We start from the raw sequence: 23936 nt of genomic DNA on the forward strand, positions 1-23936 counted from the left end.
GAACTGCAGATACTCCTCGCGATCTGGACCGGCGCCTGCCCCACCTGTCACCGCGACATGCCAGACCTCGCACCAACATGACCAAGCACTACTAGGAGCTGTCCGGTCGGTCCGCGCCGGGGCCCGCGACGCCCGGCACAGCACTGCTCATACGTACCGATCAGCACCGGGTCCGGCCACGTTCCTGGGAATGACAGGGCCAGGCACAGGGCTTTTCCGGTCGTTACCGTTGCGGTCATGGACAGCAGCGACAACCGGATCGGTGAGTATCTCCGCGCCCGGCGCAATCTGGTGCGGCCGCAGGACGTGGGGCTGCCGGGCGGCGGACTGCGTCGCGTGCCCGGACTGCGTCGCGAGGAGGTGGCGATGCTGGCCGGTATCAGCGCCGACTACTACCTCCGACTGGAACAAGGGCGCGATCACCGCCCCTCGCCGGAAATCCTCAACGCGCTGGCCCGGGTCCTGCGACTCGACGCCGAAGCGGCTGCCCATCTGCACCGGCTGGCGCAGCCGCTGCCCCGCAAGCGGACGGCACCGAAGCCGGAGCGGGTGCCGACGAGCATTCGCCAGCTGATCGACGGCTGGCCGGACAATCCCGCGTATGTGCAGAACAGGTTTCTGGATGTCCTGGCCGTGAACGCACTGGCGGCGTCCCTGTCTCCGAACTACGCCCCCGGAATCAATCTTCTGCGGGCCGTCTTCCTCGATCCCGCGGAGCGTGAATTGCGCAGGGACTGGGAGGAGGTGACGGCGGAGGGAGTCGCCAGTCTGCGGACCCTCGTCGGGCCCGATGTCGACAATCCTCGGCTGGTGGAGCTCGTCGGAGAGCTTTCGGTCCGGAGCGAAAGATTTCGGCGATTGTGGGGCCGCTATGACGTGCAGCCGAAGAGGGGGCGGGTCAGCCGGCTTTCCCATCCCCAGGTCGGCGATATGGATCTCCACTCCAACAAACTCGCCATTGGCGGTACCGACGGCCTGATTCTGGTGGTTTTCCATGCCGAACCCGGCAGCAGGAGCGCCGAACTGCTGGCGATACTGGGAAGCCTGACCGCGTCCGGCGGCACGGCGGCGCGGGAGCGGGAGCGGGAAGATCCGGTCACCGATCCGTCGACGAGCGGCGAAAAGGAATAATCCGCTCCGCGGGGCGTCGTACGGTGGTCAGCCGGTGGACGGCGATCGCTGGGCGGAGGGGGCGGTGGTGAGCGCGGTCACGATCACGTCGAGTGCCTTCTCCCTCCGGTCCGGTGTGTCGGCGACCTCGACCATGCGTACGAACATCGCGAGGTCGTCGTCCGTGATGTCGGGGCGCAGCCCGTCGGCCTCGCGCAGGCGCGCCGCGACCGGCGAGACCACACTGATGATCAGGCGCTGTGCGTGCCTGCCGGCCCCGGGACTGAACGCGGCGAGCTGAGCGAACAGTGCGATCTCCTGCGGGGTCATGCCGCAACTGTGCGTGAAGACGTACCGGAACGCCTCGCGCGCGTCCTCGATCCGGTCGGCGCGCTCGGCGTTTCGGCGGACGTCCGCGATCAGCTCGTCGAGCATCGCCTCCACCAGGTCCTCCTTGCGGGGGAAGTGCCGGTACAGGGTGCTGGCGCCGAGGTCCGCCCGGACCCGGGCAGGCCCGTCGACGCCGACGAACTGCGCACGGCCCTCGCGGCAGCCCGCCGTCCCGCCCGGTAGGCGCCCCCGTCGTCCCGCCCGGTAGGCGCCGGGCAAAGGGCACCCGGGTACGGCCACCCGGGCCTGTCGTAAACACACCGTGCGGGCTGGAATACGCGGTGTCCCGCCGCGGGTTGGGGTCGGTATGGCAGACACACACTTCGACCCGCACGCGCTGCTCGCGCGAAGTCAGCTCGGCGTGCTCGCGACGATCAAGTCCGACGGCCGTCCTCAGCTTTCCCCCGTCATGCCGTCATACGATCAGGCCGCCGGTGTCGTCCGGGTGTCGACGACCGCGGGGACCGCGAAGATCGCCAACCTGCGCCGGGACCCACGAGCCGCGCTGGAGGTGACCAGCGCGGACGGCTGGGCATGGGCCACCGCCGAGGGCACGGCCACTCTCGTCGGGCCGGGGACCGACCCGCACGGTCCCGAGGTGGAGGCCCTGGTGGAGTACTACCGCGCCGCGGCCGGCGAGCACCCGGACTGGGACGAGTACCGGTCGGTCATGGTGTCCGACCGGAGAGTGCTGATCACGATGACGGTCGACAACGTGTACGGCACCAAGCTCCGTTGACGTCCCGCCAAGCTCCGTCGACAGCCGGCTGACCGCCCGAACCTCCGGTCGCGGAGGACCGGAACGCCCTTCCTGCCGCACGCCCGTCCCGCCGAACGCCCTCCCTGCCGCACGCCCCTCCCGCCGCACGCCCGCCCCCTGTCGCGAAGCCTTCGGATCCACCCGGTCCGGCCGGCCAGGTGGTGCGGGCGTGCCGCCTCCCGGAGTAATACACCGCCTCGCCGGCGCCGGGGCCACCGACCGGCCGTCTCCGCCGCTCACCTCGCCACAGCAGCGACGGGCGGTGCTCTCCTCTGTCACTGTCGCCTGTTCGGAAGGCGCGTCGGACGGGCTGAAGCCCGGTACCGGCGGCAACGTGTATGCCACCGCCCACGAGCACGGCGCCGTCCACGGCACACGCGCCCGACCGGGACAGCCGCGAGAGCACACAGAGGAGCACACCATGACGACGACCACGATGCGGGCGATCGCCTCCTACAAGGGACTGCCGGTCGACGACCCGGAGAGCCTCCAGGACGTCGAGGTCCCCTCGCCGACGCCACGGCCCCGCGATGTCCTGGTCCGGGTCCAGGCGGTGTCGGTGAACCCGGCGGACGTCAAGAGCAGGAGCGCGCTCGCACCGACCGACGACCCGAGGATCCTGGGGTTCGACGCGGCAGGCGTGGTGGAGGCCGTCGGCCCGGAGGTGAGCACGCTGTCGGTCGGGGACGAGGTCTGGTACGCGGGCGATATCACCCGTACGGGCGCCAACGCGGACCTGCACGCCGTGGACGAGCGGATCACCGCCCGCAAGCCCGCGTCCCTGAGCTTCGCCGAGGCGGCCGCCATGCCGCTGACCACGATCACCGCGTGGGAGGCGCTCTTCGAGCGTTTCGGGCTGACCGCCGGCTCCACCGGGACCCTGCTGGCGCTGGGCGGGGCCGGCGGCGTCGGGTCGATCATGATCCAGCTCGCCAAGGAACTCACCGGGCTCCGGGTGCTGGCCTCCGCCACCCGGCCGGAGTCACAGAAGTGGGTGAGGCAGCTCGGCGCCGACGGGATCGTCGACCACCACCGTCTCGTGGAGTCCGTCGGCGAGACGGCCCCCGAAGGACTCGACTACCTCTTCAGCCCGCACTCACGCGGGAACATCGAGGCGTTCGCGCGGATCGTACGGCCCTTCGGCCATATCACCGCCATCGACGAGCCCGAGGGACTGGACCTGCTTCCGCTCAAGCCCAAGAGCATCGCCTGGCACTGGGAGCTGATGTTCACCCGGTCCATGTACCGGACCGAGGACATGAGCGAGCAGGGAAGGCTTCTGGAGACCGTCGCCGGACTGGTCGACGGCAAGCGGATCCGCACGACCCTCACCACGACCATCGACGACTTCTCCGCCGCCGGCCTGCGCGAGGCTCACCGCCTGGTCGAGTCCGGCCGCACCACCGGCAAAGTCGTCGTCACCCGCTGAGCCGGCCCGGTCGGAGCCGACGGAGGGCGAAGGCGCGGGCCGCCTCGGGTCCACCATGAAGCGGAAACCGAACGGCTCACCCGGTGCCGACGCACGAAGGGCCGATTCGGCTTCCGCGTCACCGATACCCGGGCGCCGATAAAAACCGGCGGCACGTGCCGCTGTCACGTAATTGCCGAAGCGCGCCGATCGTCTTCGAAGAACACCCCCGAAAGGCGGAGCCCCACCCTCCGCGGTTTACCGCCCTTTCCTTGTCTACCGGTTGTGCATCGTCGCCGCTCGGGACACCTCCTCCCCTTCCGGCAGCGGTTATTCTCGCAACTCACCAGTGGTGAACGGGGGGTTGCTTTGACAAAGCGGAACCGGCGTGGCCCTGCGGAGTGCGGGCGGGAACACCTGCGGATGTCTTCCCAGGCGGGGATCGATGTCCAGGCCCATATCGAGACACTGATCCATGACTTCCGCACCAGCGATCCTTTGATGCCCGTGATCGTTCTGCACGCCGAGGAGTCCAGCCAGGACGAACGGGTGGGCAGGCTCGTCGAGGAATTACGCGCCGGGCAGGAGGCGCACGGCACCCGATTCGCCGTTCCGCCCAGGGCGTCGGAGGAAGCGGCCGAGCCCGTACGGGCCGCGCATCTCGTACAGAAACTGGGCGAGCCACGGCGCTGGGACTCACCGGGGGCGCTGTACCGGCGCTATGCCTTCCCCCGGCTGCGGCTGGTGCGCGCCATCGAGGAGGCCGTACGGGAACTGGACCGCGACGGACCGCCGCCCTCGCCCACCACACCCGACGCGGAACGCGAGCAGGAGCAGCGGCTGCTCGACCAGCTCGCCAAGCAGCGCTGGCGGCCCAGGACGGGGTCCCGCTGGCGGGCCGGCCCCTCCCTCTTCGACACCGCCCATGTGCTCCCGGCCAGTGTGGTCGCAGGCCTCGCGGTGCTGCTGGCCAGTGTGGATCTGTGGGTGGCACTGGCCGCGGTACTCGGCATCCTGGCGCTGCTCACGGCCCTGAACTACTGGCTGCCGGGGCGCGCGCCGATCTTTCTCTGGCTGCGCCGCGAGAGCCGCTGGTTCCTGACCACGACCTTCCTCCTGCCCGTCTCCGGTCAGCAGCCCTCCGAGGTGCGGCTGCTGCATCCGCTCCGTTCCTGGAGGGCCATCGCGGCGCGCGCCAACGATGTGGCGGACAGCCTGCGCGAGGGCGGGCAGGCGCAGCTCCAGCTCCATGTCCTGGCCCTTCTCGAAGATCTGCGGGACAACCACCGCCGCCGTAGCTGGGACCTGCGCGGTCTCAAACGCATCCGGCCCCCGATGCTGTTCCTGCCCGGCGCCGATGAACAGGGCGGGGGTTTCGCGCTGATCAAGGCGGTCAGTGATGTGCGCAGCGTCCGCAGTGAACTCGACCCGCTGCTGCTCGTGGCCTCGGTGGCCAAGGACGAGGTGCGCCTGCTCGACCAGAGTCACTCCGCCCACCCGGCCCACCCGGCCGCCCAGGTCTCCGACGGGCTGCGGGACAGCATCAGACGGGCCCACCAGGAGTGGGAGCACGGGCTGCGGGCCGGCCAGTCGCCCAGCAGGTCAGGGGCGGTGCCGTGGGAACTGCGCATCGCGCTGCCCACCGAGGAACTGCGGCGCCTGGAGGAGCAGCGACGCTGGTGCACCCGTGCTCCGTCGCGGCCGGCCCTCGCCCGTCTCGTCTGGTCGCTGCCCGTCGTCTCCCTCGCCGGACTGCTGATCGTGGGCTCACTCGGCTACTCCTGGTGGAATCTTCAGGACCGCTACTGCTCCGCCGGAGTACTGACCGCGAACCACGACACGGAGCTGGTCAAGGGAGTGGGCGGCACGGACGAGTGCATCGGGATCGCCACCGGCGGCGTACGGTTCGCCCACGAGGGGGAGGCCGGTGACACGGGCACGGCCGACGACGCGGTCCCATGGACTCTCGGGCAGATGGAGGACCGGATCCACGCCGAGAACGCGAGGATCGAGAAGGAGCACAAGGGCTCCTACGTCACCGTGGTGTACGCCGGACCGCTGAGCACGTCCCCGGAGGCCGGGCGGCCCCCCGTGAAGGGGACCGAGGAACTGGCCGGGGTCTATCTGGCCCAGGCGGCGATCAACAGGAAGAACAGCGTCAAACTCCGTGTCCTGCCGGCCAACGGCGGGCTCGACATGAGCCGGCAGAGGACGATGGCCGACAGGATCGCCGCCTACGCGGAGAAGGATCCCACCGTGGTGGGTGTGGTCGGGCTGGGGCGCGATCTGAAGACCAGCCTGGCCACCGTGGAGCGGCTGGTCGAGGCGGGCCTGCCCGTGGTGTCGGGCACCAACTCGGCCGCCTATCTGCCGCGCCAGATGCCCAACTGGTTCAGCCTCGCCGCACCCGACAACTGGCAGGCCGACCAGCTCGGGATCCTCGTCCGCCAGCTCCGTACCGAGGGGAGGCCGCAGTCCGCCGCCGTCCTCGCCCGCGACACCAGAGGCAGCGACGACCTCTATACCGACGAACAGGCGTACTACGGCCGGAGGATGCTGACGAGGGAGGGTTTCACCACGAGGGAACTGCGTTACCAGGTGAGCGTCGAAACGGCGTCGCTGGAGAACCAGGTCGAGAAGCTCTGCGAACAGGGCGATCCTCCTTCCGTCATCTATTTCGCGGGCAGGACCGAGGACGTCGGCCCGCTGATGACGGAGCTGAGTTCGAGGTGCGGCGACCGGGAGATCGCCGTCATCACGGGCGACGACCTGTCGAAGGCGAATTTCGAACGGGGTGAACCCATGGCCCAGAAGGTGACGCTTTACCACGCTTCCCTGGCCGATCTCGAAACGCCCGCCGGGGGCACGCTCTTCTACACGGACGCCGAGGAGTACCTTCCCGGCCTCGACGGCGAGGACGTCTCGTACACGAGCCCCTTTCTCCGCAACGGCCAGACCGCCCTGTCGCACGACGCGACCCGGGCGCTGTACGAGGCCGCGAGCCGCAGCCGCAGTCAGAAGCCGCAGCGGCCCCTGACCGAAGGCGCGAGCCGCGGCCCGAGCCGAGAACCGCAGAACCGCGCCACCACCTGGGTGAACCTCAGAACGGTCAGCCTCAAGAACATGGCCACCGGCACGATCGACTTCACCAGGGCCCCCGTGTACGGCGACCGCGAGGGCCACGGCATCGCGCTGGTCCGTGTGCGCAAGGGCGACGACGGTGCCGTCGTGTCCACGAAGCTGTGCGCCAGACCGGCGGGCAACCTCGCCGCCCTGACGGAGGAGGGCTGCGCCATCGACGCACCGGACACCCCGGGCTCCTGACCCCCCGGGATGAGCCTCGCCGCGGCGAGGGCGCCGCGGCGGGCGGCGAACGGGGGCCGACTGTGCGAAACCGCTGGTCACCCTCGGTCGCCGGGCGATGGCAGAGCGTTTGCCGTCGGGGAGCCGGTGTCCTATCGTCGGATCCAGTCGACGGGTGGCACCGGGGCGGGAGAGGGTCCGGCATCCGGCATCCGGCATCCGGCATCCGGCATCCGGCATCCGGGGCACCGGCGTACCGGCCACCGGGGCCCCGCGAGGGACGGCCACCCGAGGACCGCTCGGCCGACGCGTTTCCGGCAGGAGACAAGCATCCAGATCGCCTTCTCACAGAATGGCGGAGACATGCTTCTACGACGTCGCACCCTGGTCGCACGCCGTGCCCTCGTCTCGGCGGCGACCCCCGTGGCCCTGACTCTGCTGCTGTCCGGCTGCACCCTCGACGCGGGCGCCGCGCCCCGGGCCGTCTCCACGGCGTTCGGTGGCGGCGCGGCCGGTGGGCGGCTGGAGCCCGTCGCCTCGTTCGACGGTGCCATGCCGACCGGGGTGACCGTCTCCCGTACCGGCAGGATCTTCGTGAACTTTCCGCACTGGGGGGACAAGGTCCCCTACTCGGTCGCCGAGATCCGCGACGGGAAACCCGTCCCCTACCCGGACCAGGCGATCAACGTCGCCGACACCGGTGACCCCGTCCGGCATTTCCTCGGCGTCCAGAGCGTCGTGGTCGACGCCTCCGACCGGCTGTGGGTCGTGGACACGGGACGTATCGAATGGGCCGACGCCCCCGTCGGGGGCCCGAAGCTGGTCGCGGTGGACCTGCGGACGAACAAGGTGGTCCGCACCATCGTGTTCCCCGCCACGGTGGCCGGGCCCCGCAGCTTCATCAACGATGTCCGCTTCGACCTCACCCGGGGCAAGGCCGGCACCGCGTATCTCACGGACGCGTCGACGGACGGCCCGAACGCCCTCATCGTGGTCGACCTCGCCACCGGTGAATCCCGGCGCCGGCTGAACAACGACCCGTCCACCCGCCCGGTTCCCGACTTCGTCCCCACGGTGGAGGGGCAGCCCCTGCTCAACCGGCCGGCGAACGGGCCCACCAGCCCCATCAACGTCGGGGCCGACGGCATCGCGCTGAGCCCCGACGGAAAGTGGCTGTACTACTGCCCGCTGTCCAGCCGCACCCTGTACGCCGTGAGCACGGAGGCGCTCACCGACTTCCGCCGGACCGACGCGCAGGTCGCGTCGACCATCCGCGATCTCGGCACGAAGGGCATGTCCGACGGTCTGGAGACGGACAGCGCGGGGCGTGTCTACGGGGGTGACATCGAGCGGAACGCGCTCGTCCGCCGCGAGACCGACGGGCAGTACCGCGTCCTCGTCCGTGACGACCGGCTGATCTGGCCGGACACCCTGTCGGTCGCCTACGACCACTATCTCTACGTCATGGCCAACCAGCTCAACCGTCAGGCGGTCTACCACGGAGGCGTCGATCTCCGGCGCAAGCCGTACACGCTCTTCCGCCTCCGGATCGACAGCGGTCCCGCCCGACGCTGAAACCGGCCGCGCCTCCCGGCGTCCGATCGCCGCAGGCCGTGCCGGGCACGGCCTACGAGCGGGGCAGCAGGGAGAGCGCGGTCTCGGCGATCGCGCGCAGGGAGTCGGGGCTGCCGCCGCCCTTGCCGAGTGCCTCGATGCCGCGGAGGACGGCGAGGAGGAGTGCGGCCAGCCGGGCGGGGTCCGCGTCCTGGCTGATGTCGCCCGCCCGCTGGGCCGCGGCCACGCAGGAGGTGAGCAGTTCCTCGATGGCCCGGAACGTACGGCGGGCGGTCGCCGTGACCTCCGGATCGTGCTCGGAGAGCTCCGCGGTGCCCTTGGCGAGCAGGCAGCCGCGCAGGCAGACGTCGGCGGCGGTGGCGTTCGCCACGGCCAGCACCTGGGCGCGCAGCCGCTCGAAGGCGCCGTCGTCAGGACCGTCGAGCGACCGGCGCACGGCCTCGACCAGCGCGGCGCAGTAGCCGTCGAAGGTGCGCAGGAACAGCTTGTGCTTGTCGCCGAAGGCGCCGTAGAAGCTGCCCTTGCCCAGACCGGTGGCCGTGAGGATGTCGTCCACGCTCGTCGCCGTGTAACCGGTCGACCAGAACCGGTCCCTGGCGATGCGCAGGACCTCGTCCTCGTCAAAGCTTCGGGGTCTCGCCATGCGCTCATCCTAACGATTCTTGACCGCATCGTCCAGAACGGGCTACGTTATGGACGAAGCAGTCAAGAACCCCGTCGACGGAGGTCGACGGAGTTACGGGCGCGCCCCGGAACACCCGGCGGCGGCCCGGCCCGGCTCACGCGTTCATCCCGTGACTCGCGCACCAGACGCACACGCACGCGGCCCCCGTGACCGCGCACCCTCGGAAGGACATCTGTCATGCACCCCATGGACGGCAAGACGGCCCTGGTCACCGGCGCCTCCAGCGGCATCGGGCGGGCGGTCGCCAAGCGCTTCGCCGACGACGGCGCACGCGTCTACCTGACCGGCCGGCGCAAGGACGAACTCGAAGCCGCCGCGGAGGAGGCGGGCCCCGGCGCGGTCGCCGTGCCGTGCGACGTCTCGCGGGCCGCCGACCTCGACCACGTCATGGACGTCATCCGCGGTGACGGGCGGCGGTTGGACGCCGTCGTGGCCAACGCCGGCCTGGGGAGCCTGGCCGGCCTCGCGGACGCCACGGAGGAGGAGTTCGACCTCACCTTCGGGGTGAACACCAAGGGCACCCTGCTGACCGTGCAGAAGTCGCTGCCCCTGCTCACCGGGACCGCGTCGGTGATCCTGCTCGGCTCGACCACCATCTACCAGGGTGTCGAAGGGATGGGCCTCTACGCCGCGTCCAAGGCCGCGATACGCAGTCTCGGCCGCACCTGGGCGGCCGAACTGGCCCCGCGCGGCATACGCGTCAACGTCATCACGCCGGGCCCCATCGCCACCCCCGCGATCGCGAGGCTGGCGGAGATGAACGGACAGAGCACCGAGGCCTTCCACGGGGCACTCGGGGCCCAGACCCCGCTGAACCGGATGGGCCGCCCCGAGGAGGTCGCGGCACTGGCCGCGTTCCTCGCCGGGCCGGAGAGCTCGTTCATCACCGGTGCCGAGTACTTCGTCGACGGCGGGCAGCTCCAGGTCTGAGCCGCCCCCGGGGCGAAAGGGCTCCGCCGGTGGGGGCCGGGCCGACCCGCCGCCGGAGGCCGCCGGTCACCGGCCGGCGGCCGGCGCGGGACCTATCCGGCGGCCCGTCATCCGGGCGGGGAAGATCGCGAGCCAGAGCCGGCGGTCGTCGCCCGCCCAGGGGGCGGTGTACGCCTGCTGGTCCAGCCCACGGGCGGCCGCGTCCCCAGTCACGGCGTGCGCGGTACCGATGACATTGACACTCCATCCCTGGCGCACCGCGTCGTCGACCTGGTCGACCTCGAAGACGACCTCCTGGTCGGCGGCGGCCGCCGCGGCCGTGCCCGGGGCCGTTCTGTACGCCACCGAACCGTCGTCCGCCATCACATAGTTGACGGGGACGACAGCGGGACCGTTGCGTGTGGACACGGCTACCCGGCCGACGCCGTGCGTGGAGAGCAGGGCACGGCACTCTTCCGTGCTCAGCATCGCGAACTCGGGCCCGTGCGACTGCTTCTGGGTTCGGCTCGTCATGGTCGACCACATCCCTCGCTCTGCTCCGGCTTCTTCGTCTGCCGTCTGCCGTCTGCCGTCTGCCGTCTGCCGTCTGCCGTCCGCCGTCCGCTCAGTTCAGGTCCGGGACGACCGCGACCGGGCAGGCGGCGTGATGCAGCACCGTGTGATTGACCCGGCCGAGCTGGAGACCGACGGAGATGTGCCGCCGCTTCGCCCCGACGACCAGCAGATCGGCGCTCGCCGTCTCGTCGAGGAGCGCCTGGTGGGCCGTGCCCTGTACGAGCTTTCGCCCTACGGCCACGTCGGAGTACTCGTCATCGACCACCCCGAGCACCTGGTCCACATACTCGTCCGCCTCCCGCTGGTCGGCCCCCGCCCGCTCTCCATCGGCCGACGGGTACGTCACGCTCTCGTAGGCCGGGCGGCGCCAGGCCCGTACGGCGAGGAGTTCGCAGCCCCTCAGTCGCGCCTCCCGGAGGGCGAACCGCGCCGCCGCCGCGCTTCCGGCGGAATGCCCGACGCCGAGGACCACGCGGTGGTGGACCGACCGCCGGTCGGGTTGGTCGCCACGGACCACGACCACGGGACAGTGGGCCCTGGCCGCGACGGCCAGGCTCACGGAGCCCAGGAGCATGGCCCTGATCGGGCCGTGTCCGCGCGGTCCCAGCACCACCAGGGCCGCTTCCGGCGCTTCTCTCAGCAGCGCCGTCACTGGGTCCTCCGGCTGTATGTCGGTGGACACCTTCACATCGGGGGTGATCCGGTGCACACGCTCCTCGGCGGTGGCGACGAGATTCTCCGCGAACACCTGCTCGGAGGGGCGGTCGGCGCCGAGCCTCGGCCGTACTCCTTCGTAGTGCTCCCACAGGGAGGCGTGGACCAGTCGCACCGGCAGCCCGGAGCGCTCCGCCTCGGCCGCCGCCCAGTCGACCGCCCGCAGGCTGCCCTCCGATCCGTCCACTCCCACGACCACGGGAAGCTCCATCGCGCTCACCGTCCTTCCTGCTCTCGCGTGTTCTCACGGGTCCACGTGTGTTCTCGTGTCTCCGTGTGACTCCTCGTGTCTCGTCGCCGCGTATGCCGTGGAACGCCGGTCAGTTCCCGACCGTCAGTACGTCCCGCAACGGGCGGCGCGGTGTGCCGGGGCCGCCGGGCCCGTATCCCAGGCGCAGGACCATCTGGACATGGCCGGAGCCCGAGACCGGGTCGCGCAACAGCCATCGCAGTTCGGACCGTTCCAGGGCCTGGGTGGCGGGTGAACCGGTCACTCCGTGCAAGGTGGCGAGGAGCAGGACGCGTTCCATGGCCTGTCCCGCACGCAGCCAGTCGGCCGGTCCGTCTCCCGAGGTGCTCAGCAGGGCCAGTTGGGGCCGTTTCTCGAAGTCCGCCACGGGTCTGCCGGGCACCGCGCCCGTGCCCGCGAGGTCACGGGCCGGAGCGGCGCCGGCCCGCTCGCGCGGTCCGAAGGCGTAGTCGGGGACTCCGTCGGAGGGTGAGTCCGACGCGGCGTTCCAGGTCCACCGGTTCAGCTCGGCGTCGCGCTCGGGTTCCATCCGGCTGTAGGCCTCGGCGTCCCGGATCAGTTCCAGAACGGCTTCGAGGTGGGGGCCGGTGGGAAAGGTGAGTTCGGCGCCCTCCTGCCGGGCGGCCTCGCCGAGCGCGCGCCGTACCTCCGGTGGGATCTCGCGGTCCGTGAAGGGGTAGCGGCTGGTGTGCCGGTCGTGGATCGCCGGGTACAGCGTGGAGAGCCCGTGCTCCGCTGCCTCCCGTGCCTCCCGTGCCTCCCGTGCCTCCCGTGCCTCCTGTGCCTCCGCTGCCTCCCGTGCCTCCCGTGCCTCCTGTGCCTCCTCTGAGTCCCGGGTGTCCTGTGCCTCCCGCGCCTCCTCCCGCGCTTTCTGCGTTTGCGTGCCGGTCGCCGCGGAGTCGAGCCGTACGGTCGCCAGCAGCGTCGGGGTGTGCGGGTCGGGCAGCAGTGCCGTCACCGGGCGGAGGCCTTGGTGGACGGCCGCGACCCGCAGATTCAGCAGCGCGGCACCGCACCCCAGGTGCAGGCCGGATGTGGTGGGGTCGGAGTACGGCATGGCGCGACCGAGGTCCGCGGAGAGCGTGAGGGTACGGCCGGCCCGGGTGTAGTGGAAGCGCCAGGGCTGAGCGTTGTGCATGGAGGGTGCGGCGGTGGCGTCGAGGACGAGACCGCTCACCGTTGTGACATCGAGTGCTGGTGACAACACGGCTGCTCCCGGATAGATGACGCTCCTTGCCTCCAGCGTGCTGCCGCCGCCCGGTTCACGGCAGGGGCCGTAAGGCCCTGTCCGGAGACCTGTCGGCCTGACACGGGTGGCTCTGACACGGAAGGTTCTGACGCGGGAGGTTCTCGTCCGTGAGGAAGGGCTCTTCTCCATGGCGAAGGGCCGAGTGGCTCCTGTCGTCCGGCGGCGACGGCGGAGAGCCTGGAGGTGTGGCCGCGTCCGGCGGTCATGGCCGGAGATCACGGTCATGAAGGGCCATGGAGGGAGTGAGGGACATGGATCACCGCAGGATCGGTGAACTGATGACCCGCGACGTCGTGAGCGTGCGGCTCGATACACCGTTCAAGGAGATCGCCAGAACACTGGCCGACCATGACATCAGCGCCGTACCCGTACTCGATGACACGGGCCGGCCCGTCGGCCTCGTGTCGGAGGCCGATCTGCTGCGCAAGGCGGCCGACCGGTCGGATCTGTCGGGCAGGACACCGCCGCCGGACCTGGAGGCATGGGAGCGCGCCAGGGCGGAGGGAAGCACCGCGGAGGAGGTCATGTCCGCCCCCGTGGTCTGTGCGCACCCCCACTGGACCGTGGTGGAGGCCGCCCGCCTCATGGCGGTGCGGAACGTCAAGCGTCTGCCCGTCGTGGACGAGACGGACACCCTGTCGGGCATCGTCAGCCGCACCGACCTGCTCCGGGTGTTCCTGCGGCAGGACCGTGCCATCCGGGACGAGATCACCCACGATGTCCTGGCCGGAACGCTCGGCCTCGCGCCGATGGCCGTGACGGCCGATGTCAAGGAGGGCGAGGTCATGCTGCACGGCACGGTGGAGGACAGCCGACTGATCCCCGTCCTGGTACGGCTGTGCGAGAGCGTGGACGGCGTCGTCTCCGTCTCCGAGGACCTGAGGCACCCGGTGTACGACATCGGCCCCACCCCGGGCCCGCGCCGCGGGGCGCCGTCATGACAGCGGTCGTCACCGTCGGCCTGGACGGCACCCCCGAGTCCCTCTCCGCCGCCCGCTGGGCGGCCAGGGAGGCGGAACTGCGCCATGCGACGCTGCGCATGACGCACGCGTGGATCCTGCTGTCGGCCGAGCCGACGGGGTCGGCCCCGGAGAGCGAGCAGAACTACTGGCCCAAGCGGATCATGAAGGAAGCCCTCGGCGCCGTCACCTCGGCCCATCCGGATCTGCCGGTGATCGAGGACCTGGTCGCCCAGGACCCGGTGAGCGCCTTGCTGGACGCCGCGGGGGAGTCGCGGATGCTGGTCCTCGGCTCACGGGACATGGCACCCATGGCCAGCTACTTCCTCGGTGATGTGGGTCTGCATGTGGTGGCGAGGGCCGACAGCCCCTCGGTCCTCGTGCGCGCCAGGGAGGAGCGGGACGCCGCCGCGTCCGTGGCGGACGACGGGGACGTGGTGGTGGGGCTGAGCCTGCACGGTCCGTGCGAGTCCCTGCTCGCGTTCGCCTTCGACAGCGCCGCCCGGCGCGGTGTCACGCTGCGGGCCGTCCACGGCAGAAGTCTTCCGGCGCCCGCCTACACCCGTGGTGGCCTCGATCCGTACGACTCCGGAACGGCGGCCCAGGACGCGCGGCGGGAGCTCCACGACGTGCTGAGCCCCTGGCGTGAGAAGTTCCCGGACGTGCGCGTGGCCGGCACCGTATCGACGGAGAGCGCGGCACGAGCGGTCGTCCGGGGCGCGGCGGGCGCCGGACTGCTGGTCGTCGGGCGCCGCAAGACCCGGCCCGTACTCTCCCCCCGGGTCGGACATGTCCTCTCGGCGGCCGTGCACCACGCACCGTGCCCCGTGGCCGTCGTCCCGCACGACTGACCTTCCCGTGCGGCCCTTCCCGTGCGGCCCGTACGACTCGTACCGGACGGGCCGGAGGGGCTACCGGCCCTCGCGCGGGAACCGCTCGGCCCATGCGCCGAGCGGGCACGCCGCCGCACTCTGGGCGTAAGGAGATCGCCGGCGAAGGGTCGCCACGGACCCGGAGGAGATGCGCGACATGAAAGCATTCGTCTTTCACGGGCCGGGGCAGGCCTCATGGGACGAGGTCCCCGAACCCTCCCTCAAGGACGGGGCGGACGTGATCGTCCGCGTCGACTCCGTCACCATCTGCGGCACCGATCTGCACATCCTCAAGGGGGACGTCCCGGAGGTCGTCCCCGGGACCGTTCTGGGCCATGAGGCCGTCGGCGAGGTCGTGGAGACGGGCGGCGACGTGCGTACCGTACGGCCCGGCGACCGGGTTCTGGTGTCCTGCATCTCGGCGTGCGGGCGCTGCCGCTTCTGCCGCGAGGCCCGCTACGGCCAGTGCCGCGGCGGCGGAGGCTGGGTCCTGGGACATCTGATCGACGGGACACAGGCCGAGTACGTCCGGGTGCCCTTCGCCGATCTCTCGGTCCATCCGCTGCCCGGCGCCCTGGACAGCCAGGACGCGGTCCTGCTCGCCGACATCCTCCCCACCGCGTACGAGGTGGGGGTGCTCAACGGCCGGGTCGGGCCCGGCGACACGGTGGTCGTGGTCGGGGCGGGGCCCATCGGTCTGGCCGCCATCGCCACGGCCCGGCTGTTCGCACCGGGCCGTATCGTCGCGGTCGACCTGGATCCGTCCCGCCTCGAAGTGGCACGCAGGCTCGGCGCCGACGCGGTGGTCAACGCGGCGGAGGACCCCGCGCGTCTGGTCGAGGACCTGACCGACGGGCTCGGGGCCGATGTGGCGATCGAGGCGGTCGGCGTCCCGGAGACCTTCGAGCTGTGCACGCGAGTCGTACGGCCGGGCGGTCATGTCGCCAATGTCGGGGTGCACGGCAAACCCGCCGTCCTCCATCTCGAAGACCTGTGGATCAAGGACGTGACCATCACCACCGGGCTGGTGGACACCTTCTCCACCCCGATGCTGATGGGGATGACGGCCGCCCGCCGTCTGCCCACCTCGTCGCTGGTCACCCACAGTTTCGAACTCGACCGGATGGAAGAGGCGTACGGGGTGTTCTCCGCCGCCGGGAGCGGAGCGCTCAAAGTCGTTCTGGAGAGGCCCACGGCATGAGTTCCGGAGAGGCCCACGGCATGAGGGAGGCGAGCGGGATGCGGGAGGACGCGGGAGGTGACGGTCCGCGGCCGGAGGGCGGCCCGACGCACCAGGCCGACCTGGGCCGACGCGCCGAGGCGCGGCGCCGGGAGCTGGGGCTGACGCGTGCGGACGTGGCGCTGCGGTCGGGCGCGGCGCCCGAATACATCCGGTACGTGGAGGAGCGGTCGGCGACGCCGGGCATCGGTTTTCTGCTCCGTCTCGCGTACGCCCTGGACACCACGGTCGCGGAACTGACCGGTGCCACGGCGGACCTTCCGGCCGGTACGGGCGAGGCGGCGCACGCCCCCGAGCTGGTCACGCTCGACGCCGAGGAGTGCCGGGAGCTCCTGTCCACCCACGGCGTGGGCAGGGTGACGGTGACCCTCGACGACGAGCCGGCGGTCTTTCCGGTGAACTACACCGTCGACGGTGACCTCGTGGCGTTCAGGACCGCCGCGGACGCCGCTCCGGCGGCAGCGGCGGGCTGTCGCACCGCCTTCGAGGTGGATCACATCGACGACGCTCTCAGCCAGGGCTGGAGCGTCCTCCTCGTCGGCACCGCACAGCGGGTCACCGACCCGCGGCGGGTGCGCGGCCTGGAGGAACGGGCGCACACGGCGCCCTGGGCGGGCGGCGACCGCGGCCTGTGGATCGCGGTCACTCCCGCGCGTATCACCGGACGCCGCATCCTCACGCACCACGGCCGGCCCGCCGGCGCCCCGCCCCCGCACGCTCCCTGACCCGTACGGCAGGCCGGACCGGGACCGGGCGTCCTCGGTGTCCTCGGCGGCCTTGCGAAGCCCGGCCCCTGGGGGTGTTTCGTGTGCTCGGGATGCCCCGGCACCGTCAGCCGTTACGGTGGAAGTGCGGTCGGCGGTGGGTTCGAGGCGTCGGGCGTGCCGGAGGATCCGTGGGTGACGACGGGAACACGGGGGCGGAGAACGCCCCGAGGCGGCCGGATGCCCTCCCGGCGGAGGTGCAGGCCCATCTGGACGCGGTGCGGCGTGATGCCCCGGAGTCGTTGCACGGGCTGCTCCGCGCCGTGCTGTCCGTGGGGCGTGAGCTGGATCTTCCCCAGGTGCTGCGGCACATCGTGGAGGCGGCGGTCGTGCTCGTGGACGCCGAGTACGGCGCTCTCGGAGTCATCGGCGAGAAGCCGCGGCTCGCGCAGTTCCTGCCGGTCGGCCTCACGAAGGAGCAGGCCGACGCCATCGGCCACCTGCCCGAGGGCCACGGAATCCTGGGCGAGCTGATCCGCCACCCCGAGTCCCTGCGGCTGTCCGAACTGTCGGATCATCCGGCGTCGTACGGTTTTCCGTCCCGCCATCCGCCGATGCACTCGTTTCTCGGGGTACCGATCCGGGTCCGGGACGAGGTGTTCGGCAATCTCTATCTCACCGAGAAGAGGGGCGACAAGGACTTCGACGACGAGGACGAGGCGGTGCTGTCCACTCTCGCGGTGGCGGCCGGTGTGGCCATCGACAACGCGCGGCTGTACGAACGGGCCCGGGACCGCCAGCGCTGGCTGGAGGCCAACGCGGAGATCGTCGCCAGTCTGCTGTCAGGAGCGGACGAGACCCAGGTCATCCCGCTGATCGTGGACCACGCGCGCCGTATCCTCACCGCGGACCTGGGGGCGCTGGCCCTGCCCGACGAGGGACAGGACAGGCTGCGCGTCGCGCTCGCCGAGGGGGTCGACGCGGAGGCACACCAGGATCTGGTGCTTCCCCGGGAAGGCTCGTTCGTCGGGGCGGCGCTCCACGCGGGAGAGCCGCTTCTGAGCCCTGACGTCCAGAGCGATCCGAGGATCACCGCGGGCCCCCCGCGATGGAGGGGACTGGGTCCCGCCGTCGCGGTGCCGATGATCGCCGGCGACGGGGTGCGCGGTGTGCTGCTGCTGGCCCGGGTCCATGGGAGCAACCCCTTCACCCCGGCCGAGACGGCCCCTCTGCTGGCCTTCGCGGGACAGGCGGCCCTCGCCATGGAACTCGCCGCCCGGCGGCGCTCCGCCGAACAGCTCACGCTTCTGGAGGACCGTGACCGGATCGCACGCGATCTGCACGACCTGGCCATCCAGCGGCTCTTCGCGACGGGGATGACCCTCCAGAGCACCGTCAGATTCGTCGAGCATCCGGCGGCGCGGGAGAGGCTGCTGCGTGCCGTGGACGACCTGGACGAGACCATCAAGATCATCCGTTCGACGATCTTCGGTCTGCGCGCCCATGACACCGGACGTGCCCGCCAGGGGCTGCGGGTCCGGGCGACCGTGGTGGTGGAGCAGGCCGTACGGGCCCTCGGCTTCACCCCGTCGCTGCGTATGGAGGGGCTGATCGACACGGATGTGCCACCCGCCGTCGCCGAGCATGTGGTCGCGGTCCTGGGGGAGGCGCTGAGCAATGTCGCACGGCACGCGCACGCGGGCGGGGCGGAGGTGTCCCTCGTGGTGCGCAAGCGCCGGCTCACGCTGACGGTCGCGGACAACGGGACCGGTATGCCGCCGGACCGCCACCGGAGCGGTCTGGACAATCTCGCCAAGCGAGCGGAGGGCCTGGGCGGCACGATGACGGTCGAAGCCCCTGCTCAGGGTGGTACGCGCGTCGTATGGACGGTACCGATCGGCCCGGAGTGACCGGTACCGATCGGCCCGGAGTGACCGGTACCGATCGGCCCGGAGTGAACGGTACGGGCAGGCCCGGTCCGGTCGGCACGGACCGAACCACGAGGCCCGGTCCGCCCGGGTGGTGCTGTTCCGTCGGTGCTGCTCCACCGGTCCCACGGGCCCAACCGGTCCTACGGGCCTACTCCGCCGTGTGACCGTGGCCGACGGGATACGGGTCGGCCTGTGTGGCGAGGACGGCGGCCTGGATGCGGCGTTCCACGCCGAGCTTGGCCAGCAGGCGCGAGATGTGGTTCTTGATCGTCTTCTCGGAGAGATAGAGCCGCCTGCCGATCTGACGGTTCGTCAGGCCCTCGCCGACCAGGGCGAGGATCTCCCGCTCCCGGGGGGAGAGTTCGGACAGGGCGTCGGATTGCCGCTCCCGCGTGGTGTCCTCGCCGCGCAGACTGCTCATCAACCGGGTGGTGGTCGCCGGGTCGAGCATGGACCGGCCGGAGGCCACCGTACGCACGGCCGTCACCAGATCCGCTCCCTTGATCTCCTTGAGCACGTATCCGGCCGCTCCGGCCATGATCGCGTCGAGCAGGGCATCGTCGTCGTCGAACGAGGTGAGCATCAGACAGGCCAGGCCGGGCATGCGCGAGCGCAGTTCCCGGCAGACCGTGATCCCGTCGCCGTCGGGCAGCCGTACATCGAGAATGGCGACATCCGGCCGCAGGGCCGGGCCGCGGGCCAGGGCCTGGTCGATCGACCCCGCGTCACCGGCCACCTCGATATCGGGCTCCGCGTCGAGCAGATCCTGCACACCACGCCGTACGACCTCGTGGTCATCGAGCAGGAACACCCGGATCGGCCTCTCGGGGGAGAAGTTCCGCACCTCGTCCATGTCGTTCCTCCGCGCTGTGTGCTGTGCGCTGTCGCGGTCCTGTCGCCGTCGCGGTCCTGCCGCCGACGGGGAACCACCGCTCCTCCATCCTGACTCGCGTCCCAGGGGCGGACCAGGGCCGAACGGGTCCCGCGTCGCAGCGTGTGGCCTGCCGTGTCCCGGCTCGTGTGCCGTACCGCGTGCGGGAACGGATCAGGACCGGGCCCCCGCCGCGCGGGACGCCATCGGCTCGACGCCCGGACCCACGAGCGCGCACTCGACGTCCACGACCCCTTCGACCGCGCGCGCCAGACGGGCCGCGAGCGGGACGAGAGCGGTGTCATGGATCCGGCCGCTCAGTGTGACCACTCCGTCCACGACGGTGACCTCCACGCTCTCCCGGGACACCAGGAAGAGGCGCTCGACGACCTCCGCGCGTACCTCCTTCGCGAGATCCTCGTCCGGCCTCAGGAACACCTTAAGCAGATCGCACCGGCTGACGATCCCCTGGAGCCTGCCCGAGGAGTCGACCACGGGGAGCCGTTTCAGGGAGCCCCGCGCCATGGTCCGTGCCGCCTGGGCGAGGGTGGCCTCCTTCCCGACCGTGAGGGCGGGAGCGCTCATCAGGTCCCCGGCGGTCGCCCCTCCGGCCTTGCGCAGATCGTCGAGGCGCCGCATCTGTTCCCCACGGCTCGGGTCCGCGTCCCGGAACTCCTCCTTGGGCAGCAGATCCGCCTCGGAGACCACTCCGACCACCCGGCCGTCGCCCTCCAGGACCGGCAGGGCGCTCACGTTCCACCGCTCCATGGTCCCGACGATCTCCTTGAAACCGGCCTTCGGGCCCACCGCTACGACGGTCCGCGTCATCACATCGCCCACGATGTGCGGTGTGTGGTGCATGGTTCCTCCTCGACGGGTCGACCGGCGTCCGTGACACGACCGTGCCGCGCCGGCACCACAAGCCTCGGTCCGCCGAACCTCCCGGCCCAGGGGCTGACCGGCTCTGCCGCCGGTCCGAACGGCTCAACCGGCCGGCCAGCCGGCTGAGCCGGACGCCGCACGCGCGGCGTCGGCGGGTCAGAGGCCGAAGGCGCCGCCCTCGACGAGGATGAGCAGCCCGATGGCGATCAGGACCAGGGGCAGCAGGATGTGTCCCCATCCGCTGAGGGCCTTGGCGATGACGGGCCGGGTGGCGAAGAACATGCCCGCAAGGCACCACACCCCGACCAGGATCAGGAAGACGACGGCGTACACGCTCATGGCGCCGACGCCGGCGGTGGCGAGGACGGGCACGTACACGCCGATGTTGTCGCCGCCGTTGGCGAAGGTGACAGCCGCGACCTCCCACGGGCCGGGCCCGCCGCCCCCGGTGCCGCTCTCCTCCTCCACACCGCCGTTCCTGTGACTCCGCCACGCCCGCCAGGCGGCCTTGAGGCCCAGGGCCAGCGGCAGCAGACCGAGGTAGGGGACGGCGGACCCGGGCAGGAAGGTCGCGCCGAACGCCGCCGCGACGGCGACGGCGAGGATGGCCGCGAAGCCGAGATACTGCCCGGCCACGACGCGCCTCGTCGCCCCGGAGTGCCCGGCGCCCTGGGCGAAGAACAGCGACAGAATCAGAATGTCGTCGATGTTGGTCACGGCGAACAGACCGACCGCCTGTCCGATGATCCCCAGCTCCACTGCCCGCGCCCCGCTCCCGCTCGTCCTTCGCGACCCGGCGACTCTACGGGGGCCGCGCGCCCCGACGCCGGGGGAGGCCGAACGGGGCTCGTTCCGGCCGGGGTTCGGGCTTCCGCGGTGGTGTCGCTGCTGCGGGACACGGGACACGGGACACGGGACACGGGACACGGGACACGGGGGGCGGGACACGGGACACGGGACACGGGGGCGGGGCGGCCCAGGTCGCCCCGGAGGAAGCGGCTGGTCAGGTGGCGGCCCAGCCGTCGTCGACGGGCAGAACGGCGCCGTTGACGAAGGCCGCGGCGTCGGAGGCGAGGAAGACGATGGCGGCGGCCTGCTCCTCGGCGCTGCCGATACGGCCGATGGTGGTGCTGATGAGCGGCCCGATGGTCGCCGGGCCATGGGCCCCGGGGCCGGCGTCGACCCGGATGTTCGTCGCGGTCGGGCCGGGCGCGATGGCATTGGCGCGGATTCCCTGCTTCCGGTACATGACCGCGAGGTTCTTGACGAGGCCAATGACCCCGTGTTTCGACGCGGTGTACGCGGCGCCCGCCGCGCCGCCGCGCAGACCGGCTTCGGAGGCGGTGAAGACGAGGGAGCCGTGCCCCGCCGCCAGCATGTGCGGCAGGACCGCCCGGGTGAGCAGGAACGGCGCGGTCAGGTTGATGCGCAGGGTGCGCTGCCACTCGTCGTCGTCGGTCTCGCCGAGGGCCGACATACGGTCCATGACGCCCGCGTTGTTCACCAGGACATGGATACCGCCGAAGGTCCCGACGGCCGTGTCCACGACCCGGTCGACCACCCGCTGGTCGCTGAGATCACCGACGACGGCCACGGCGGTGCCCTTCGCCCGCCCGATCTCCTCGACGGTCGCCTCGGCGCCCTCCCGGTCGAGGTCGGCGACGAGAACGCGGGCGCCTTCGTCCGCGAACCTGAGGGCGGCGGCCCGGCCGATACCGGACGCCGCCCCGGTGACGATGACACCGCGTCCCGCTGGATCGGTGGTGTTCATGGTGTGTTCCTTTCCGGCCCGCTGACGACCGGGGCCACGGCCGGCCTCGGTGGGAGTGCTGAGCTGCCGCCTCACCGCTGGAGAGGCGGAAGCGTCAGTGCGGCGTGGTGCTCCCTTCACCGGCGGGGGCGCCGTGAGCCCCGGGCGGCGACAGCCGCAGTACGGTGCCCTCGCCGTCGGCCGACAGGAGGAGGGAGCCGTCGGGCGAGGCGGCGAGACCGGCGAACCGGCGGGGCGAGCCGGGCAGGCCGTGCGCGAAGAGCGCCGGTTGGGTGCGCGGGGTGAGGCCGGGGGGCGGTCCTACCGCCAGGTCCTCGGCGTCGATCCTGGTCTCGCCCGTCGTGAGGGAGATGGCCCGCAGCCGCCGCGTCCCGGTCTCCACCGTGAACAGCTCCTCACCCAGGACGGCCAGTCCCTGCGGCGCGCCAAGCCCCTCCGCGACGGCCGCCGTCTCCCCGCCGTCGATCCGGAACACGGCACCGGCCCGGTCGTCACTGACGTAGCAGCGCCCCTCGCCGTCGAAGGCCACGTCCACGGGGTGTTCCAGCCCCTCGGCGAGGACGGTGACGCTGTCGTTCCCGTCGATGGCCAGGACCCGGCCCGCGCCCGTCTCCGCGACGACGAGCCGGCCGTCGGGGGCGACCGTGATTCCCGTGGGCCGGTCCAGTCCGCTCGCCCGTACCCGTGTCGTCCGCTGTTCCGGGTCATGCGTGCGGACCTCGCCGTACTGCGAGGTGAGATGGAGGAGCCCGCCCTCGGCGGTGATCCCGTGGGCGAAGGGCATGAGGGCGTGAGTCGTCACCCCGTCCCCCTCGCCCTCGCCCTCCACGGGCCCGTCGGGGGTGGCCAGACGGTAGTGGTCGGCCGCGTAGACCCTGCCCGCCAGGTCGACCGTCACCCCGAAGGGACCGTCGAGTCCGCGGGGAACGATGTCCCGTGTCCGCCCGTCGGGGTGCATCTCCGTGACACCGCCACTCGCGTAGCTGGAGACGAACATGCGGTTCTCCGCGTCGAACGCCGCGTTGTCCAGCCCCGCGACCCCACTGGTGACGAGCGAACGGGAGCCGGTTCCGTGCAGGTCGAGGCGGGTGACGATACCGGCCGCGCCACGTGACAGGACGGTCAGGACGCCGCCCCGGTCGAAGCGGACGGCGACCGGTTCGTGCACGTCCTCCGCGACCAGCTCCGGCGTACCGCCGTCCGGGGGTATCCGCCAGACCTGACCGCTGACCATGTGCGGGTAGTACAGACAGCCGTCCGGGCCGAGCTGCATCGCGTTGCCCAGGGCCAGCCCCTCGGTCAGCACCGCCGGGTCACGGCCGTCCGGGAACAGCTCCATCAGCCGGCCGTTCATCTTCATCTCGTTGACGAAGAGCCGGTCGCCGACGCAGGTGATGCCGTTGGGCATCTTCACCTGATCGGACACGAGGGTGTACTCCCCGCCAGGACCGCGCCGCCACACCCTGCCGGGCACCAGGTCGGCGATGTACATCGACCCGTCCGCCCCGAAGGCGAGGTCGTCGGGCGACTGGACCGGACCGTCCATCGGCACCACCACCTCGATGTCCCCGTCGGCGGGATCCACGGCGCTGATCTGTCCGGCGAGGAACTGGGCCACGTAAAGACGCCCGTCGGGCCCGAACGCGACACCGTTGGAACCCCACAGCCGGTTCGGGGGATTGAGCCTCCTCACCTTCCAGCGGTCGCTCACCGCCCGCCGGCGGCCGGTCCCGTCGTATCGGCTGGGACATACGGTTTCCGATTCCGTCATCTCCGC

At 71.4% G+C, this 23936-nt stretch carries 21 protein-coding genes; 11 read left to right on the plus strand and 10 right to left on the minus strand.

Going from position 1 to position 23936, the window contains the following annotated elements; translation table 11 throughout:
- Positions 1-237 precede the first annotated feature (237 nt).
- Positions 238-1131 (plus strand): helix-turn-helix domain-containing protein, encoded by an 894-nt coding sequence (locus ACFYYH_RS29990; RefSeq protein WP_388557508.1) that lies wholly within the window; start codon positions 238-240, stop codon positions 1129-1131.
- Between the two features lie 27 nt (positions 1132-1158).
- Here ACFYYH_RS29990 and ACFYYH_RS29995 read toward each other — a convergent pair whose 3' ends face one another.
- On the minus strand, positions 1159-1719 hold the full coding sequence (locus tag ACFYYH_RS29995) for a TetR/AcrR family transcriptional regulator (protein ID WP_388557510.1): 561 nt from the start codon (positions 1717-1719) through the stop codon (positions 1159-1161).
- A gap of 88 nt (positions 1720-1807) precedes the next feature.
- Here ACFYYH_RS29995 and ACFYYH_RS30000 point away from each other — a divergent pair, with 88 nt between their 5' ends.
- The 4 genes from ACFYYH_RS30000 to ACFYYH_RS30015 all read left to right on the plus strand — a co-directional run bounded on the left by ACFYYH_RS30000 (position 1808) and on the right by ACFYYH_RS30015 (position 8546).
- Positions 1808-2239: a PPOX class F420-dependent oxidoreductase gene (locus ACFYYH_RS30000; RefSeq protein WP_388557513.1), complete on the plus strand. Its 432-nt coding sequence runs from the start codon at positions 1808-1810 to the stop codon at positions 2237-2239.
- Positions 2240-2681: 442 nt separating this feature from the next.
- The gene (locus ACFYYH_RS30005; RefSeq protein WP_388557516.1) at positions 2682-3689 is read left to right on the plus strand and encodes a zinc-binding alcohol dehydrogenase family protein; all 1008 of its coding nucleotides are present in this window, start codon (positions 2682-2684) and stop codon (positions 3687-3689) included.
- 402 nt (positions 3690-4091) lie between these two features.
- Positions 4092-6992 carry an ABC transporter substrate-binding protein gene (locus ACFYYH_RS30010; RefSeq protein ID WP_388557518.1) on the plus strand — a complete coding sequence of 967 codons (2901 nt, stop codon included), beginning with the start codon at positions 4092-4094 and terminating at the stop codon, positions 6990-6992.
- 342 nt (positions 6993-7334) lie between these two features.
- A complete protein-coding gene (locus ACFYYH_RS30015) occupies positions 7335-8546 on the plus strand; it encodes an L-dopachrome tautomerase-related protein (protein WP_388557521.1) in 1212 nt (403 codons plus the stop codon).
- A 52-nt stretch (positions 8547-8598) separates the two neighbouring features.
- On the opposite strand, the gene ACFYYH_RS30020 is transcribed toward ACFYYH_RS30015, so the two are convergent.
- Positions 8599-9189 carry a TetR/AcrR family transcriptional regulator gene (locus tag ACFYYH_RS30020; protein ID WP_388557524.1) on the minus strand — a complete coding sequence of 197 codons (591 nt, stop codon included), beginning with the start codon at positions 9187-9189 and terminating at the stop codon, positions 8599-8601.
- Positions 9190-9408: 219 nt separating this feature from the next.
- Here ACFYYH_RS30020 and ACFYYH_RS30025 point away from each other — a divergent pair, with 219 nt between their 5' ends.
- Complete coding sequence (locus ACFYYH_RS30025; RefSeq protein ID WP_388557527.1) at positions 9409-10161, plus strand: SDR family NAD(P)-dependent oxidoreductase; 753 nt, start codon at positions 9409-9411, stop codon at positions 10159-10161.
- Between the two features lie 66 nt (positions 10162-10227).
- Here the strand turns inward: ACFYYH_RS30025 and ACFYYH_RS30030 are convergent, their stop codons facing one another.
- The 3 genes from ACFYYH_RS30030 to ACFYYH_RS30040 all read right to left on the minus strand — a co-directional run bounded on the left by ACFYYH_RS30030 (position 10228) and on the right by ACFYYH_RS30040 (position 12818).
- Entirely contained in the window at positions 10228-10674 is a 447-nt protein-coding gene (locus ACFYYH_RS30030; RefSeq protein WP_388557530.1) for a pyridoxamine 5'-phosphate oxidase family protein, read from the minus strand.
- A 91-nt stretch (positions 10675-10765) separates the two neighbouring features.
- Entirely contained in the window at positions 10766-11641 is an 876-nt protein-coding gene (locus ACFYYH_RS30035) for a universal stress protein (RefSeq protein WP_388557662.1), read from the minus strand.
- 109 nt (positions 11642-11750) lie between these two features.
- Positions 11751-12818, minus strand: coding sequence for a nitroreductase (locus ACFYYH_RS30040; RefSeq protein WP_388557665.1), 1068 nt, complete (start codon positions 12816-12818; stop codon positions 11751-11753).
- Between the two features lie 362 nt (positions 12819-13180).
- On the opposite strand from ACFYYH_RS30040, the gene ACFYYH_RS30045 reads away from it, so the two are divergent.
- The 5 genes from ACFYYH_RS30045 (at position 13181) to ACFYYH_RS30065 (ending at position 18614) form a co-directional block, all read left to right on the plus strand.
- Entirely contained in the window at positions 13181-13870 is a 690-nt protein-coding gene (locus ACFYYH_RS30045; RefSeq protein ID WP_388557532.1) for a CBS domain-containing protein, read from the plus strand.
- Complete coding sequence (locus ACFYYH_RS30050) at positions 13867-14739, plus strand: universal stress protein (RefSeq protein ID WP_388557535.1); 873 nt, start codon at positions 13867-13869, stop codon at positions 14737-14739. The genes ACFYYH_RS30045 and ACFYYH_RS30050 overlap by 4 nt, the downstream gene beginning before the upstream one ends.
- A 178-nt stretch (positions 14740-14917) precedes the next feature.
- Positions 14918-15961, plus strand: coding sequence for a zinc-dependent alcohol dehydrogenase family protein (locus tag ACFYYH_RS30055; RefSeq protein ID WP_388557538.1), 1044 nt, complete (start codon positions 14918-14920; stop codon positions 15959-15961).
- Positions 15958-16725: a pyridoxamine 5'-phosphate oxidase family protein gene (locus ACFYYH_RS30060; protein ID WP_388557540.1), complete on the plus strand. Its 768-nt coding sequence runs from the start codon at positions 15958-15960 to the stop codon at positions 16723-16725. The genes ACFYYH_RS30055 and ACFYYH_RS30060 overlap by 4 nt, the downstream gene beginning before the upstream one ends.
- A 170-nt stretch (positions 16726-16895) precedes the next feature.
- Complete coding sequence (locus tag ACFYYH_RS30065) at positions 16896-18614, plus strand: GAF domain-containing protein (RefSeq protein WP_388557543.1); 1719 nt, start codon at positions 16896-16898, stop codon at positions 18612-18614.
- A 169-nt stretch (positions 18615-18783) separates the two neighbouring features.
- Here the strand turns inward: ACFYYH_RS30065 and ACFYYH_RS30070 are convergent, their stop codons facing one another.
- The 5 genes from ACFYYH_RS30070 to ACFYYH_RS30090 form a co-directional block, all read right to left on the minus strand.
- Positions 18784-19488, minus strand: a complete 705-nt coding sequence (locus ACFYYH_RS30070) for a response regulator (protein ID WP_388557545.1) — start codon at positions 19486-19488, stop codon at positions 18784-18786.
- Positions 19489-19680: 192 nt separating this feature from the next.
- Positions 19681-20367 carry a CBS domain-containing protein gene (locus tag ACFYYH_RS30075; protein ID WP_388557548.1) on the minus strand — a complete coding sequence of 229 codons (687 nt, stop codon included), beginning with the start codon at positions 20365-20367 and terminating at the stop codon, positions 19681-19683.
- Positions 20368-20544: 177 nt separating this feature from the next.
- Positions 20545-21147, minus strand: coding sequence for a cadmium resistance transporter (locus tag ACFYYH_RS30080; protein WP_388557551.1), 603 nt, complete (start codon positions 21145-21147; stop codon positions 20545-20547).
- 244 nt (positions 21148-21391) lie between these two features.
- Entirely contained in the window at positions 21392-22159 is a 768-nt protein-coding gene (locus ACFYYH_RS30085) for an SDR family NAD(P)-dependent oxidoreductase (protein ID WP_388557554.1), read from the minus strand.
- Positions 22160-22253: 94 nt separating this feature from the next.
- On the minus strand, positions 22254-23930 hold the full coding sequence (locus ACFYYH_RS30090) for a hypothetical protein (RefSeq protein ID WP_388557557.1): 1677 nt from the start codon (positions 23928-23930) through the stop codon (positions 22254-22256).
- Between the last annotated feature and the right edge of the window lie 6 nt (positions 23931-23936).

The sequence above is a fragment of the Streptomyces sp. NPDC002018 genome (assembly GCF_042890865.1).
Classification (GTDB): domain Bacteria; phylum Actinomycetota; class Actinomycetes; order Streptomycetales; family Streptomycetaceae; genus Streptomyces.

What these genes read in the sequence shown, in the direction of transcription:
- ACFYYH_RS29990 (WP_388557508.1), top strand. Translation starts at nt 238, where the DNA reads ATGGACAGCAGCGACAACCGGATCGGTGAGTATCTCCGCGCCCGGCGC.
- ACFYYH_RS30000 (WP_388557513.1), top strand. Translation starts at nt 1,808, where the DNA reads ATGGCAGACACACACTTCGACCCGCACGCGCTGCTCGCGCGAAGTCAG.
- ACFYYH_RS30005 (WP_388557516.1), top strand. Translation starts at nt 2,682, where the DNA reads ATGACGACGACCACGATGCGGGCGATCGCCTCCTACAAGGGACTGCCG.
- ACFYYH_RS30010 (WP_388557518.1), top strand. Translation starts at nt 4,092, where the DNA reads ATGTCTTCCCAGGCGGGGATCGATGTCCAGGCCCATATCGAGACACTG.
- ACFYYH_RS30015 (WP_388557521.1), top strand. Translation starts at nt 7,335, where the DNA reads ATGCTTCTACGACGTCGCACCCTGGTCGCACGCCGTGCCCTCGTCTCG.
- ACFYYH_RS30020 (WP_388557524.1), bottom strand. Translation starts at nt 9,189, where the DNA reads ATGGCGAGACCCCGAAGCTTTGACGAGGACGAGGTCCTGCGCATCGCC.
- ACFYYH_RS30025 (WP_388557527.1), top strand. Translation starts at nt 9,409, where the DNA reads ATGCACCCCATGGACGGCAAGACGGCCCTGGTCACCGGCGCCTCCAGC.
- ACFYYH_RS30030 (WP_388557530.1), bottom strand. Translation starts at nt 10,674, where the DNA reads ATGACGAGCCGAACCCAGAAGCAGTCGCACGGGCCCGAGTTCGCGATG.
- ACFYYH_RS30035 (WP_388557662.1), bottom strand. Translation starts at nt 11,641, where the DNA reads ATGGAGCTTCCCGTGGTCGTGGGAGTGGACGGATCGGAGGGCAGCCTG.
- ACFYYH_RS30040 (WP_388557665.1), bottom strand. Translation starts at nt 12,818, where the DNA reads ATGCACAACGCTCAGCCCTGGCGCTTCCACTACACCCGGGCCGGCCGT.
- ACFYYH_RS30045 (WP_388557532.1), top strand. Translation starts at nt 13,181, where the DNA reads ATGGATCACCGCAGGATCGGTGAACTGATGACCCGCGACGTCGTGAGC.
- ACFYYH_RS30050 (WP_388557535.1), top strand. Translation starts at nt 13,867, where the DNA reads ATGACAGCGGTCGTCACCGTCGGCCTGGACGGCACCCCCGAGTCCCTC.
- ACFYYH_RS30055 (WP_388557538.1), top strand. Translation starts at nt 14,918, where the DNA reads ATGAAAGCATTCGTCTTTCACGGGCCGGGGCAGGCCTCATGGGACGAG.
- ACFYYH_RS30060 (WP_388557540.1), top strand. Translation starts at nt 15,958, where the DNA reads ATGAGTTCCGGAGAGGCCCACGGCATGAGGGAGGCGAGCGGGATGCGG.
- ACFYYH_RS30070 (WP_388557545.1), bottom strand. Translation starts at nt 19,488, where the DNA reads ATGGACGAGGTGCGGAACTTCTCCCCCGAGAGGCCGATCCGGGTGTTC.
- ACFYYH_RS30075 (WP_388557548.1), bottom strand. Translation starts at nt 20,367, where the DNA reads ATGCACCACACACCGCACATCGTGGGCGATGTGATGACGCGGACCGTC.
- ACFYYH_RS30085 (WP_388557554.1), bottom strand. Translation starts at nt 22,159, where the DNA reads ATGAACACCACCGATCCAGCGGGACGCGGTGTCATCGTCACCGGGGCG.
- ACFYYH_RS30090 (WP_388557557.1), bottom strand. Translation starts at nt 23,930, where the DNA reads ATGACGGAATCGGAAACCGTATGTCCCAGCCGATACGACGGGACCGGC.